Source organism: Herbiconiux sp. (genome assembly GCF_023264855.1).
Classification (GTDB): domain Bacteria; phylum Actinomycetota; class Actinomycetes; order Actinomycetales; family Microbacteriaceae; genus Herbiconiux.
In genome coordinates this window covers 24,567-36,750 of sequence record NZ_JAHFUW010000047.1, presented here as the reverse complement: position 1 = coordinate 36,750, position 12,184 = coordinate 24,567, and the positions used below count along the sequence as shown (strand labels likewise).

The 12,184-nt window shown below is 70.2% G+C and carries 16 protein-coding genes; 10 read left to right on the top strand and 6 right to left on the bottom strand.

Annotated features, from left to right (window positions below; genetic code table 11):
* Positions 1-14: 14 nt before the first annotated feature.
* Positions 15-926 (bottom strand): cation diffusion facilitator family transporter, encoded by a 912-nt coding sequence (locus tag Q0D75_RS16615; protein ID WP_291055895.1) that lies wholly within the window; start codon positions 924-926, stop codon positions 15-17.
* 81 nt (positions 927-1,007) lie between these two features.
* On the opposite strand from Q0D75_RS16615, the gene Q0D75_RS16610 reads away from it, so the two are divergent.
* On the top strand, positions 1,008-1,712 hold the full coding sequence (locus tag Q0D75_RS16610; protein ID WP_291055892.1) for an HAD family hydrolase: 705 nt from the start codon (positions 1,008-1,010) through the stop codon (positions 1,710-1,712).
* 37 nt (positions 1,713-1,749) lie between these two features.
* Here the strand turns inward: Q0D75_RS16610 and Q0D75_RS16605 are convergent, their stop codons facing one another.
* A complete protein-coding gene (locus tag Q0D75_RS16605) occupies positions 1,750-2,022 on the bottom strand; it encodes a hypothetical protein (RefSeq protein WP_291055889.1) in 273 nt (90 codons plus the stop codon).
* A gap of 223 nt (positions 2,023-2,245) precedes the next feature.
* Here Q0D75_RS16605 and Q0D75_RS16600 point away from each other — a divergent pair, with 223 nt between their 5' ends.
* The 4 genes from Q0D75_RS16600 (at position 2,246) to Q0D75_RS16585 (ending at position 4,418) form a co-directional block, all read left to right on the top strand.
* Entirely contained in the window at positions 2,246-2,701 is a 456-nt protein-coding gene (locus tag Q0D75_RS16600; protein WP_291055887.1) for an SRPBCC family protein, read from the top strand.
* Between the two features lie 23 nt (positions 2,702-2,724).
* The gene (locus Q0D75_RS16595) at positions 2,725-3,180 is read left to right on the top strand and encodes a hypothetical protein (protein WP_291055884.1); all 456 of its coding nucleotides are present in this window, start codon (positions 2,725-2,727) and stop codon (positions 3,178-3,180) included.
* On the top strand, positions 3,177-3,461 hold the full coding sequence (locus Q0D75_RS16590) for a DUF3253 domain-containing protein (RefSeq protein WP_366513451.1): 285 nt from the start codon (positions 3,177-3,179) through the stop codon (positions 3,459-3,461). Before Q0D75_RS16595 ends, Q0D75_RS16590 begins: the two co-directional genes overlap by 4 nt.
* 120 nt (positions 3,462-3,581) lie before the next feature.
* Positions 3,582-4,418, top strand: a complete 837-nt coding sequence (locus tag Q0D75_RS16585; protein WP_291055881.1) for an alpha/beta hydrolase — start codon at positions 3,582-3,584, stop codon at positions 4,416-4,418.
* A gap of 112 nt (positions 4,419-4,530) precedes the next feature.
* On the opposite strand, the gene Q0D75_RS16580 is transcribed toward Q0D75_RS16585, so the two are convergent.
* Positions 4,531-6,048 carry an MFS transporter gene (locus Q0D75_RS16580; protein WP_291055879.1) on the bottom strand — a complete coding sequence of 506 codons (1,518 nt, stop codon included), beginning with the start codon at positions 6,046-6,048 and terminating at the stop codon, positions 4,531-4,533.
* Between the two features lie 118 nt (positions 6,049-6,166).
* Between Q0D75_RS16580 and Q0D75_RS16575 the strand changes: the two genes are divergently transcribed.
* Positions 6,167-6,811 carry a TetR/AcrR family transcriptional regulator gene (locus Q0D75_RS16575; protein ID WP_291055877.1) on the top strand — a complete coding sequence of 215 codons (645 nt, stop codon included), beginning with the start codon at positions 6,167-6,169 and terminating at the stop codon, positions 6,809-6,811.
* Here Q0D75_RS16575 and Q0D75_RS16570 read toward each other — a convergent pair.
* A complete protein-coding gene (locus Q0D75_RS16570; protein WP_291055908.1) occupies positions 6,792-7,004 on the bottom strand; it encodes a DUF3072 domain-containing protein in 213 nt (70 codons plus the stop codon). The two genes, Q0D75_RS16575 and Q0D75_RS16570, sit on opposite strands and share 20 nt — an antisense overlap.
* Positions 7,005-7,171: 167 nt before the next feature.
* Here Q0D75_RS16570 and Q0D75_RS16565 point away from each other — a divergent pair, with 167 nt between their 5' ends.
* Both Q0D75_RS16565 and Q0D75_RS16560 read left to right on the top strand, forming a co-directional pair.
* Positions 7,172-8,347, top strand: coding sequence for a zinc-dependent alcohol dehydrogenase (locus Q0D75_RS16565; RefSeq protein WP_291055874.1), 1,176 nt, complete (start codon positions 7,172-7,174; stop codon positions 8,345-8,347).
* A 59-nt stretch (positions 8,348-8,406) separates the two neighbouring features.
* Positions 8,407-9,312, top strand: coding sequence for an alpha/beta hydrolase (locus Q0D75_RS16560; protein WP_291055872.1), 906 nt, complete (start codon positions 8,407-8,409; stop codon positions 9,310-9,312).
* A 19-nt stretch (positions 9,313-9,331) separates the two neighbouring features.
* On the opposite strand, the gene Q0D75_RS16555 is transcribed toward Q0D75_RS16560, so the two are convergent.
* Complete coding sequence (locus tag Q0D75_RS16555) at positions 9,332-9,916, bottom strand: uracil-DNA glycosylase family protein (RefSeq protein WP_291055869.1); 585 nt, start codon at positions 9,914-9,916, stop codon at positions 9,332-9,334.
* A 105-nt stretch (positions 9,917-10,021) separates the two neighbouring features.
* Between Q0D75_RS16555 and Q0D75_RS16550 the strand changes: the two genes are divergently transcribed.
* Entirely contained in the window at positions 10,022-10,246 is a 225-nt protein-coding gene (locus Q0D75_RS16550) for a DUF2945 domain-containing protein (protein WP_291055867.1), read from the top strand.
* Positions 10,247-10,336: 90 nt separating this feature from the next.
* Here Q0D75_RS16550 and Q0D75_RS16545 read toward each other — a convergent pair whose 3' ends face one another.
* Positions 10,337-11,179 carry an MBL fold metallo-hydrolase gene (locus tag Q0D75_RS16545; protein WP_291055863.1) on the bottom strand — a complete coding sequence of 281 codons (843 nt, stop codon included), beginning with the start codon at positions 11,177-11,179 and terminating at the stop codon, positions 10,337-10,339.
* 89 nt (positions 11,180-11,268) lie between these two features.
* On the opposite strand from Q0D75_RS16545, the gene Q0D75_RS16540 reads away from it, so the two are divergent.
* Entirely contained in the window at positions 11,269-12,183 is a 915-nt protein-coding gene (locus Q0D75_RS16540) for a PRD domain-containing protein (protein ID WP_291055860.1), read from the top strand.
* The last annotated feature ends 1 nt before the right edge of the window (position 12,184 follow it).

The following is a 12,184-nucleotide window of genomic DNA, read 5'->3' as shown; positions in this document are numbered from 1 at the left end:
CCCGCCGCACGACTCTAGAACGCGAGCGAGGACTCGTCGGCCACCGAGAGCGTCAGCACGGCCTTGCCGATCAGCTCCTCACCGTTCTCGAGTTCGCCCTCGAGTCGCCGCAGCCGCTCGGCCACACCGTGCTCGGCCTCGTCGCCCACCAGGTCGACGGCCGCCACCAGGAACAGTTTCCCCGGACCGCTGAACTCGAGATACAGCGAGGTGACCCGCTCGATCTCGGGGTGCGCGAGCAGGGCGCGCCCCATCCGGTCGCGGAACTGCTCGCTCGGTTGCGCCCCCAGCAGATAACGCCGGTTGCGGCTGATCAGCAGCAGGGCCACCCCGCCGAGCAGCACGCCGATGGCGATCGAGCCGAGCGCATCCCACACCGGGTCGCCCGTGGCCTGGTGCAGCCCGATCCCGGTCGCGGCGATCACGAGCCCGATCAGCGCCGCGGTGTCTTCGAAGAACACCGAGCGCAGCGTGGTGTTCGATCCGTTCACCACGTAGTCGAAGAAGCCGCGGCCGTACCGGGCGGCGGTATGGCGCCCCTGCCGGATCGACTGCAGCAGCGAGAAGCCCTCCAGCACGAACGCGACCGCCAGCACGATGTAGTTGAGCGTGTAGTCCTCCACCGCCTCGGGCGCGGCCAGGCTCTGGATGCCGTGATACACCGACACGACGGCGCCCACGGTGAAGATGCCGAAGGCCGCGAACAACGAGAAGATGTAGGCGTCCCGGCCGTAGCCGAGCGGATGCTCGCGGTCGCGCTTCTTGCCGGCGCGCCGGTCGGCGATCAGTAGGAAGATCTCGTTGCCCGCATCCGCCCACGAGTGAGCGGCCTCGGCGAGCATCGACGCGGATCCGGTGAGACCGGCCACGACCGACTTCGCGATCGCGACGAGGATGTTGGCGAGGAAGGCGATGACGACGGTCATCCTCCGACGTTACGCCGGTGCCGCCACCTCGCCGACACGACCCCCGTGCCGCCGAGCGCGATCGGTGCTTGAGTGACGAGGATGACCTCCTCCCCGAACGACACCCCTCCGGCACTCCGCGCGGTGCTCTTCGACATCGACGGCACCCTGATCGACTCCAACTACCTGCACGTCGACGCGTGGATGCGTGCGTTCGACGACGTGGGCGCCGAGGTCGACGCCTGGACCATCCACCGGTCGATCGGGCTGGACTCGGCCAAGCTGCTCGAGGCCGCGCTCGTCGACCGGGTCGACGAGCTGGGCGAGCGGGCGACGGATCGGCACACTGTGCACTACGAACCGCTCAAGTCGCGGCTGCGGCCGTTCGCAGGAGCACGCGAGCTGATCGCCGCACTCGACGGGCTGGGCCTTCGCGTGGTGCTCGCGACATCCGCTCCGCCGGAGGAGTTCGAGGTGCTGAGCCGCCGCCTCGACGTGGACGAGCACCTCTTCGAGGCCACGAACGCCGACGACGTCGAGACCGCCAAGCCCGAGCCCGACATCATCGTCTCGGCGCTGGAGAAGGCCGGGGTTACGGCCGCGGAGGCCGTGATGATCGGCGACACCCGCTGGGATGTGATCGCCGCCGCCCGCGCGGGTGTTCGCACGCTCGGCGTGCTCTCCGGGGGCATCGGCGAGGAGGAACTGCGCGAGGCCGGCGCGGCGGAGGTGTACGCCGACGTGTCGGCGATCCTGCAGGCCGTGCGGGAAAACGGTCCCCGCGTGCTGTCGGGCGCCCCCGACTAGAACCGGGAGACCCGAGGGACCCGCGCGGGACCGCGGTTCAGGACACCGCGCGCAGGTGCGGAGCGGGCGCGGTCTCACGGCTGGGCAACTCGGCAGCGGCCACGGTCACCGTCCACACCGTCTCCGGTGCGACCAGAAGCAGGTCGACCCCGCCGGAGTGCGAGAGCGGGAGCAGCTCGATCGAACCGCTGCGCACGAGTGCCGTGGCACCGCGCAGGAAGATGCCGGCCATCTCTTCGGTGGTTCGGTAGTGAGTCCCGTTGTGCTGCACGAGGTGGGTGAAGACCCGCCGATCCGTTCGTCTGCTCATCGAGGTTCTCCTTAGTCGCACCGAGCCCATCCGCGGGCACCTTGCCAGTTGACTCCGCTTCCCCGGATCCGCCAGGGACTTGACAAAGTGGTTGCCCTTGGGCAAGTACCGCAGAAACACAGCGGACGGTCAGGCGCAAGGGGGTGGCCGGATCACGTAACGGGCGCAGGCTGAGGGCAGGGGCGGCATGCCGTCGCCCGTGAATCGAAGGAACGCTATCCCCATGGCCCAGATCATCGAGACCATCGACGTCGACGTGCCCGTCACCACCTCGTACAACCAGTGGACCCAGTTCGAGTCCTTCCCGCACTTCCTCGACGAGGTGGAGTCGATCACTCAGACCGACGACACGCACAGCCACTGGAAGGTGAAGGTCGGCGGCGCCGAGCGCGAGTTCGACACCGTCGTCACCGAGCAGCACCCCGACGAGCGCGTGGCGTGGACGAGCACGGGTGGCGACACCGAGCACGCCGGCGTCGTGACCTTCCACAAGCTCACCGACACCACGTCGCGCGTCACCGTGCAGATCGACTGGGAGCCCGAGGGCCTGCTCGAGAAGGTCGGCTCCCTTGTGGGCGCCGGATCGCACGCCGTGAAGAAAGACCTGCAGAACTTCAAGGAGTTCATCGAGAAGCAGGGTTCTGCCACGGGCGAGTGGCGCGGAGACGTGCAGGCCTGAGCCGCGAGGAGCAGGCTGGGTGCATGGAATCCGCCGAGCACAGCGACCGTGAGCAGCCGTCCCCCGAGCACCGGCGCCCCGACGGGGTGACGGATGCGACGGTGGCGGCGCTCGGCAAGCTCTCCGAGGCGCTGGAGGTCGTCGAGCAGGCCCGCGGCATGCTCTACGGCTTCCACCGCCTCACCGGCAAGGCCGATCTCACCCTCGGCGAGGCGGTCGACGCCCTCGAGGAGGCCGGCCACACCGAGCTGGCCGCGCGCATCCGTCGGGAGCTGATCGGGCTCAACGTGATCGACGGGCGCTGGACGTTCCAGCTCGTCGAGGAGTACGACGACGGGTACTACGCCGCCCTGCGTACGGCCGAGCGCGAGGCGCGCGACCAGCTCGTCGGCGGCCGGCGCCACCTCTTCGAGGCGGAGATGAAAGAAGACCGGCGCACCCACGGGCGGCCCGGCCACGAGGCGGTGCCGCCGGCGTGAGCGAGGAACCGATGCGGCCGGACGGATCTGCGAGCACGGATGCCCGGCTGCGCGAGACCATCGGCACGCTGCTCGACTCCCGCGAACCCACCTCGAGCATCTGCCCCTCGGATGCCGCCCGTGCAGTCGGCGGCGATGACTGGCGCGGACTGATGGATGCCGCGCGGGCCGCCGCTCAGGAGCTGGTGGAGCGCGGCGAGGTGGAGATCACGCAGCACGGCGAGGTGGTCGACCTCGCGACGGTGCGCGGTCCGATCCGCATCCGCCGCCCGCGGGACTGAGCCGCCGTAACGCATCGGCGACCCGTCTGGCAAGCCCCGACGCGCATCCCGAACCGAAGTCGCGGACGGGTCCGAATGATCCAGGAGCGCCGCGACAGCGGCGCAGAAGGGCACCACCTCATGTCAGAGATCACCGCACACCACGGCCTCCTCGGAGACACGAACCTGCACGTCGACGACACCGGCGGCACCGGCCGACCGGTCGTGCTGATCCACGGCTGGCCGCTCTCGGGCGAGTCCTGGAAGGAGCAGGTTCCGGCGTTCGTCGAGGCCGGCTACCGCGTCATCACCTACGACCGCCGTGGATTCGGCCGCAGCGACAAGCCGCTCACCGGATACGGCTACGACACCCTCTCCGACGACCTCGAGGCCGTGCTCGGCGCCCTCGACCTGAACGACGTCACCCTCGTGGGCTTCTCGATGGGCGGCGGCGAGGTCGCCCGCTACGCGTCGCGTCACGGCGTCGGCCGCCTGCACAGTGTCGTCTTCGCCTCGGCCGTGCCGCCGTACCTGCTGCACACGCCGGGCAACCCCGACGGTCCGCTCGAGGTCTCCGAGGCCGCGAAGATGACCGCGTCGCTGACCGCGAACAAGGACGCGTTCTTCGACGACTTCACCACCCAGTTCTTCTCGGTCGACGGCGAGCTCAAAGTCACCGAGGAGCAGCGCCAGGAGGCGCTCGCGCTCGCCGAGCAGGCTTCCAAGATCGCCGCACTGGAGGCCATGGCCTCCTTCGCCAACACCGACTTCCGCGACGATCTCGCGGCGGTCACCGTACCGACGCTCGTGATCCACGGCGACGGCGACGGTACCGTGCCGTTCGAGGGCTCGGGAGCGCGCACGCACGCCGCGATCCCCGGCTCGGAGCTCTACGTGGTGAAGGGCGCGCCGCACGGCGTGAACGTCAGCCACGCCGAGGAGTGGAACACGGCCGTGCTGGAGTTCCTGGCCAAATAGCGCGTCCGCATCCGCAGTTCGGTCAGCGGATGCAGAAACAACAAGGAGCGACGTCGTCTGGGGCGTCGCTCCTCGTTTTCACGCATCCGCTGAGCGAATGCGGCAGGTGAGCTCAGCTCTCGTGCCGCTGACCCAGGTGCAGTTCGTCGGCCTCGTCGGGCAGGTCGTCGATGCCGAGGGCGGCCGCCTGCTCGCGACGCTTCTTCATGGAGGGCGCCGCGAGCGCGCCGACGACGGCGAGCACGGCCACGCCGGCGCACACCCAGAAGCCGATCGTGAAGGCGTCGTCCAGCGGCAGGCCCTGCGGCGTGCTGTTGGAGGTGATCAGTGCGGCGATGACCGCCGTGCCGATGCTGCTGCCGATGGTGCGGGCCACGGTGTTGACGCTGATCGCCTCACCGGTCTGCGTGGCCGGCACGCTCTCGATGATGGCGTTCGAGGTCGATGCCAGGGCCAGGCCGATACCCGCACCGGTGAGGATGCCCGACACCACGATCTGCCACAGCTCGCCGTGCGAGATCGCCGGGAGCAGGAAGGCGGCCACCACGAACAACCCGCCGAGCGCCATGGGCGGCTTCGGGCCGACCTTGCGCACCAGGATGCCGGCCACCGGCCCGAAGATCACCATCATCACGACGGTGGGCAGCAGGAACAGCCCGGCCGACGAGACCGACTCGCCGAAGCCGTACCCGGTGGCGGTCGGCAGCTGCAGCAGCGTGGGCACGAGCACGAAGGTGCCGAACATCGCGAAGCCGAACACCAGGGCCACGATGTGCGCCGTCCACACCCCGCGGATCTTCATCAGCCGCATGTCCACCAGCGGCTCCTTGGCCCGTAGCTCGACGAACACGAACACCGCGAGCGCCACCACGCCGAGCGCGAGCAGGCCGATGGTGCCCGCCGATCCCCAGCCCCAGTTCTCGCCCTCGCTGATCGCCAGCAGCAGCGACACCAGGGACACCGAGAGGATGAAGGCGCCCGGCAGATCGAGCCGGCCCGGCTTCTTCACGGGCGATTCGGGCATCCCGAAGATGACGCCGAGCAGAGCGACGACCACGAGCACGGCGGGCAGCCAGAACAACCAGTGCCAGGACAGGTTCTCGACGATCGGGCCGGCGGCCACGATTCCGACGCCCGCGCCCACACCGAAGATGGCGGACAGCAGACCGATCGTCACACCCACCTTGTCGCGCGGCAGCTCGTCGCGCACCACGCCGATCGAGAGCGGCATGATCGCGCCGGCCGCCCCCTGCAGGGCACGGCCGATGATCAGCACGCCGAGGTTGGGGGCGAGGGCTGCCAGAACCGTGCCGACCAGCAGCAGGCTCAGCACCACGATGAGCATCCGGCGCTTGCCGACCATGTCGCCGAGGCGGCCGAGCACCGGGGTCAGCACGGCGGCCGAGAGCAGGTAGGCGGTGAGCACCCAGGAGGCGTCGCTGGTGGAGACGCCGAGGTCGCTGCCGATGGTACTGAGCGCGGGCGCGACGAGCGACTGCAGCACGGCGAACGACAGGCCGCCGAGCGAGAGGTAGAGCACGATGAGCACCGTGTTCGGGCGGCGGGTGACCGCCGGGACGGAGCCGGTCCGCGGCTCCTGGATGGTGGGGTTCATTGTTCTCCGGGTCATGGGGCGTTGATGTAAACAAATGCTGACTTAGCGATGATACGCACTTCTTGACCGAAGTCAACAATCGTTTACACGCCGGAAACCGGGCTGTACCGTGGCTCGGGACGAGATGAGACCCATGACCTCCGAACCCACCATCGACGCGTCCACCGACGTCCCGCCCCCCGTGCGCGGCCGCGACGCCGACCTGACCCGAGCTCTGCTGCTCGAGGCCGCGCGCCGGCGCTTCGCCCGCGACGGCTACGGCTCCACCACCGTTCGCGACATCGCGGCCGACGCCGGCGTGAACGTGGCCCTGATCAACCGCTATTTCGGCTCGAAGGAAGGCCTCTTCGAAGCCTGCATCAGCCGGGTCGCCGAGGCCTTCGCCCGGCCCGCCGAGCCGGGTACGACCGTGGAGCGGGTCCTGCAGCGGATGATCGACTCGGCGTCCGGAGCCTCCAACGGCGAACAGGCGCAGATGCTGCTGTTGCTGCTGCGCTCCTCGGGCGACGAGCACGCCGACGGCATCCGCCGCTCCACGCTGGAAGGGTTCGCGCGGCGCTTGGCCGAGGCATCCGGATCCGGCCCCGACGCCGTCGACGACCACCGCTTCCTGTTGCGCGCGCAGATCGCGATGGCCACCGCGCTCGGGCTCGTCATCCTGCGCTCGTCGACCGGGCTCGAGCCGCTGACGTCGGCAAGCGAGGAGGACCTCGCCGGGCCGCTCCGGGAGGTTCTGACGGTGCTTCTGGAGCCGGGCGCTACTGGCCGCGACCGGTGAGCTTCTGCAGCCGGTCGATGTGCTCGGAGGCCTCCGCCTTGGTGAGGGTGGCCGGCAGCTCTTCGCCGGCCTCGCGCAGGAGGGTGTCGAGGTAGCTCTTCTGGGGGCCGGTCATCGGTTCGTCGCCCGTGACCCAGTCCTCCGGATCCTTGCTCGCCGACTGCGCCGGGTCGGGCCCGGCGCCTCCCAGCATCTCCACGTCGTCGGTCTGGGTGCTGTCTGCCGGCGTGCTGTCGGTCTGGTCGCTGTCGGTCGGGATGCTGTCGTCGCGGGGGTCGCTCATGCCGTGGAGCGTACGCCCCGGCCGCCACGAGTGGCGACCCCGTTGCCTGAGAACCGGCCCAGGAGTAGGCCGAGACCATGAGAGCTCTCACCTGGCAAGGCACGAAGAAGGTCACCGTCATCGATGTTCCGGATCCGGTGATCCAGGATCCGACCGACGTGGTCATCCGCGTCACCTCCACCGCGATCTGCGGATCGGATCTGCACCTGTACGACGTGCTCGGGCCGTTCCTGGCCAAAGGCGACGTGCTGGGGCACGAGCCGATGGGCATCGTGCAGGAGGTGGGATCGGCCGTCGAGAAGCTCGCCGTGGGCGACCGCGTCGTCATCCCGTTCGTGATCGCCTGCGGCCACTGCCCCATGTGCGAGCAGGGACTCACCTCGCAGTGCGAGACCACGCAGAACAGCGACACCGGCACCGGCGCCTCGCTCTACGGCTACACCGAGCTCTACGGATCGGTGCCCGGCGGCCAGGCGGAACGGCTGCGGGTTCCGTTCGCCGACTTCAACGCGCTGAAGGTGGGCACCGAGCTGCCCGACGAGCGCTACCTGTTCCTCTCCGACATCCTGCCGACCGCCTGGCAGGGCGTGCAGTACGCCGAGCTTCCGGAGGGCGGGGTACTGGCCGTTCTGGGCCTGGGGCCGGTGGGCCAGCTGGCCTCGCGCATCGGGGTGCACCTCGGGCACCGCGTGATCGCGGTCGACCCCGTGCCGGAGCGACGTGCGATGGCCGAGCGGCACGGCGTCGAGACGCTCGACCTCACCGACGACGTGCTCGATCGCCTGCGCGAGCTCACCGACGGGCGTGGTCCGCACTCGGTGATCGACGCGGTGGGTATGGAGGCGCACGGCAACCCCGGCGCTTCGTTCCTGCAGAAGGCGGCCGGTCTGCTGCCGGAGACGCTGGCCAAGAAGGCCGCCACCACGGTCGGTGTCGACCGCCTGGCCGCTCTGCTGCTGGCGCTGGACGCCGTGCGCCGCGGCGGCACGGTCTCGCTCAGCGGGGTCTACGCGGGTGCCGCCGATCCGGTGCCGTTCATGACCATGTTCGACAAGGGCATCACGCTCAAGATGGGGCAGTGCAACGTGCACCGGTGGCGCGACGAGATCCTGCCGCTGGTGGAGGATCCCGCCGATCCGCTCGGCATCGACGACCTCGTGACGCACCGCGTTCCGCTCGAAGAGGCCCCCCGCATGTACGAGCTGTTCAAGCACAAGGAGGACGGCTGCATCAAGGTGGTGCTGCAGCCCTGAGGATGCCGTTAGCGCGGCCGGTGGAGCGGAGTGCCAGGGTGCGGGCGGAGGATGGAGGCATGGTCACGGTTCCCAGCGCCCTCATCCCTCCCCTGCTGCGCCTGATGCGGGCGAACCGCGTGTTCGTGACCGCCGACGGAGCGCGGCGTCGCGTGCGCGAGCGCGAACTGCGGCCGGCGACGTACGGGCCGCCCGGGCGGCTGCGGCCCGATGTGCGGGTGGATGTCGCGCGCGAGTCGCCCGTGGGCTGGCCTGTGTACACCGTGACCCCGCGGAAGGGCGGCCCGCGCGGCAGCGTCGTGTACGTGCACGGCGGCGGCTGGGTGAACGAGATCGTGTCGCAGCATTGGACGCTCGCGGCGCAGATCGCGGCCGAGGCGAACACGACCGTGACGCTGCCGATCTACCCGCTGGTGCCGTTCGGCACGGCCGCGGAGGTCGCCGACGGAGTCGTCGCGCTCGTGCGGCAGAACCTCGAGAGCCACGGCGCCACCGCCCTCGCCGGCGACTCGGCCGGTGGCCAGATCGCGCTGTCGGTGGCCCAGCTGCTGCGCGACCGGCACGGCATCGTGCTGCCGCGCACCGTGCTGATCTCGCCCGCGCTCGACCTCAGCTGGAGCAACCCGCGCATCCCGATCGTGCAGCCCACCGATCCGTGGCTCGCCGTGCCCGGCGGCAAGGTGCTGGCCGAGCTGTGGCGCGGCGACCGCGATCTGCTCGATCCCGTCGTCAGCCCGCTCGAGGGCGAACTCCTGGCCCTCGGGCCGATCTCGCTCTACACCGGCACGCGCGACGTGCTGAACCCGGATGCGCACCTGCTCGCCGAGAAGGCGTCGGCCGCCGGCGTCGACCTCGAGTTCCACGAGGGCGCCGGCCAGGTGCACGTGTACCCGGTGCTGCCCACCCGCGCGGGCGCAGCATCCCGAGCGCAGATCGTGCGCTCCCTCCGCGCGGCCCTGGCCTGACCTGCCGGATCGGGAGGAGTCAGGATGCGGCGAGCGCGGCGCGCACCTGGGTCTGCAGCAGCGGCACCGTCTCGGCCTCGAACCAGGGGTTGCGCAGGCGCCAGCCCTGCGTGAGCGGCGAAGGGTGCACGATCGGGAAGAACGGCTCGTAGGTCGCGGCAGCCCGCACGGTCTCGGTCAGCGACGGCGCACGCCGCCGGCCGAGGTAGTGCTTCTGCGCGTAGGCGCCCACGAGGATCGTGAGCCGCACGTCCGTCAGCTGCTCCAGGATCGGCGGATGCCACCGGGCGGCGAAGCCCGCCCGCGGCGGAACATCTCCGCTGGTGGCCTTGCCCGGGTAGTAGAAGTCCATCGGCACGATCGCGAGGTTCCCGGGGTCGTAGAACTCGGCATCCGTCATGCCGAGCCAGGAGCGCAGCCGCACTCCGCTCGGGTCGTCGAACGGGATGCCCGAGGCCTGCGCGCGGCGGCCCGGTGCCTGACTGACGAGCAGGATGCGCGAGCTCTCCGAGGCCACGAACAGCGGGGCGTATCCCGCTTCCCGCGCCCAGGCGTTCGACGGATGCTGGGCCACCTCGATCCGGATGTCGTCGAGCACGCTCATTTCCTCAGTCTCGCACCAGTGGCCGAAGCCGCATCCCCCGATCGCTGCCGGCCCATCCGTCAGGTGCCCTCGCCGTGCGGACTCGCCGGGCGTACCGTGGGGGCCATGGCCGATGAACTCTCCAAGGGCGACCGGGTCTCCTGGTCAACGCACGGCACCACCACCTCGGGTTCCGTCGAGAAGAAGATCACCTCCGACACCGAGGCCGCGGGCCGCACCGTGCGCGCCGACTCCGACGACCCGCAGTTCCTGGTGAAGAGCGAGAAGTCGGGCCGTGAGGCCGTGCACAAGCCCGAGTCCCTGAAGAAGCTGAAGCCGAAGAAGGACTGAGCACCGCCGCCGCGAACCGGTTCGCCGGCCCATTCGGTTCAGAAGTGCAGAAATAACGACGACCGGGGCCGTATATGGCTTCGGTCGTCGCTATTTCTGCATTTCTGAACCGCTCCCGGCCCGTAGCGCCGAGCGCAGCATCCAATCGGGCCAGTAGGCCGCGAGCTCGTCGGGCGGCAGCACGTCGTCGACGGGCGTGCCCGCCTCGATTGCCCGCCGCACCATCGCCGCGACCTCCTCGAGCAGCCGTGCCTGCTCGGCCACGAACGCCCGGTCGACCACCTCACCGTGGCCCGGCACGATCACGTCGGCCGGCCCGATCCGCTCGAGCAGCCCCCGTAAAGCCGCACCCCAGCGCAACGGATACGACCCCGAGCCGAACATCGGCGCCCCCGACTGCTCGATCACGTCGCCGAGCAGCCACACCGCGGCATCCGGAACCCGCACCGCCAAGTCGGTATCGGTGTGCCCGGGTGGCAGGGGTTGCAGTTCGATCTCCCGTCCCCCGGCCGTCAGCACCGTCACAGCGCTCACCGGCACGGTCGGCGGGGTGAGGTGCACCCCGGCCCAGTCCTTGTCGGGCTCCCTACCGGGATCAGCCTGCACCCGAGTCAGCCGAGGCCCCTCGAACCGCTCGTAGTGCGCCGCGATGCCGGCGTGCCCGTAGATCGGGATGCCCCGCGCCGCGAACGCCTGGTTGCCGAAGCTGTGGTCGTAGTGCGCGTGCGTGTTCACCGCGGCGACGACCGGCACCCCGAACTCCTCGGCATCCCGCAGGATCTCCTCGCCCTCGCGCGGATTGTTGCGGGTGTCGACGATCACCACGCCCGCCGGCCCCACGATCGCCCCCACTGACACGTCCACGGGATCGTACCGCCGCTGGAACACCCCCGCAGCGACCTCCCGCCATCCCCCGTCGCCGCCCGCACTCATGCCCACACGCTACCGCCGCCCGCTCTGCCCGCCAGCCGAGCCGAGACCAGACGCGGCGGCCGCACGGCGGGCATCCCTAGAATGGCCGCATGGCGAGCGGAGGCGGCGGAGTGGGCGGCGTCGCCGTGCACAAGGTGCTCAACAACAACGTCGTCGTGTCGATCGACGAGTCGGGGCAGGAGCGCGTTCTGATGGGGCGCGGGCTCGGGTTCCAGCTGAAGTCGGGCGACACCCTCGACGACACCAAGGTCGAGAAGACGTTCGTGCTCGACCAGGGCAGCGAGGCCGAGCATGCCCGGCAGCTGCTGACGGACGTGCCGTATCCGGTGATCGAGGCCGTCACGCGCGCCGTCGACGAGGCGGAGCGCACGCTCGGCCGCAGCCTCGGGCGCCGGCTGCCGCTCGCGGTGATCGACCACGTGCAGTACGTGCTCGAGCGCTTGCAGAAGGGCATCCGCATCCCGAGCACCTCGATGCCCGAACTGCGGGTACTGCATCCGCAGGAGTTCGCCGCCGCCGCCGCGATGGCCACCTCGATCAGCGCCCAGCTCGGCACCGAACTGCCGCGCGAGGAGGCCGTCTTCCTCACCATGCACCTGCTGAACGCCACCCGCGACGAGCCCAACGGCACGGCCGCCCTGCTGTTCCGCCGCCTGCAGCACGTCGTCGGCACGGTCGAGGAGGGCCTCGGCGTGCACCTGGACACCGGCAGCGCCGACTACGCCCGCTTCATCCTGCACATCCAGTTCCTGCTGCAGCGGCTGGTGGCGAAATCGATGCTGCGCGGCTCCGACACCTCGTTCTTCGAGTTCGCCAAACGCAGCTATCCGCGCTCGTACGCCATCGCCGAAGACGTCAAGTCGTACGTGAGCGCCGCCACCGGATCCGAGCTCACCGACGAAGAACTGCTCTACGTGATCGTGCACGTCGAGCGCCTGGCCAACCAGGTGGCGGCGGATGCGACGCCCTCGGGCGCACCGGATGCGCCTGGCGAGCCCGGCTGAG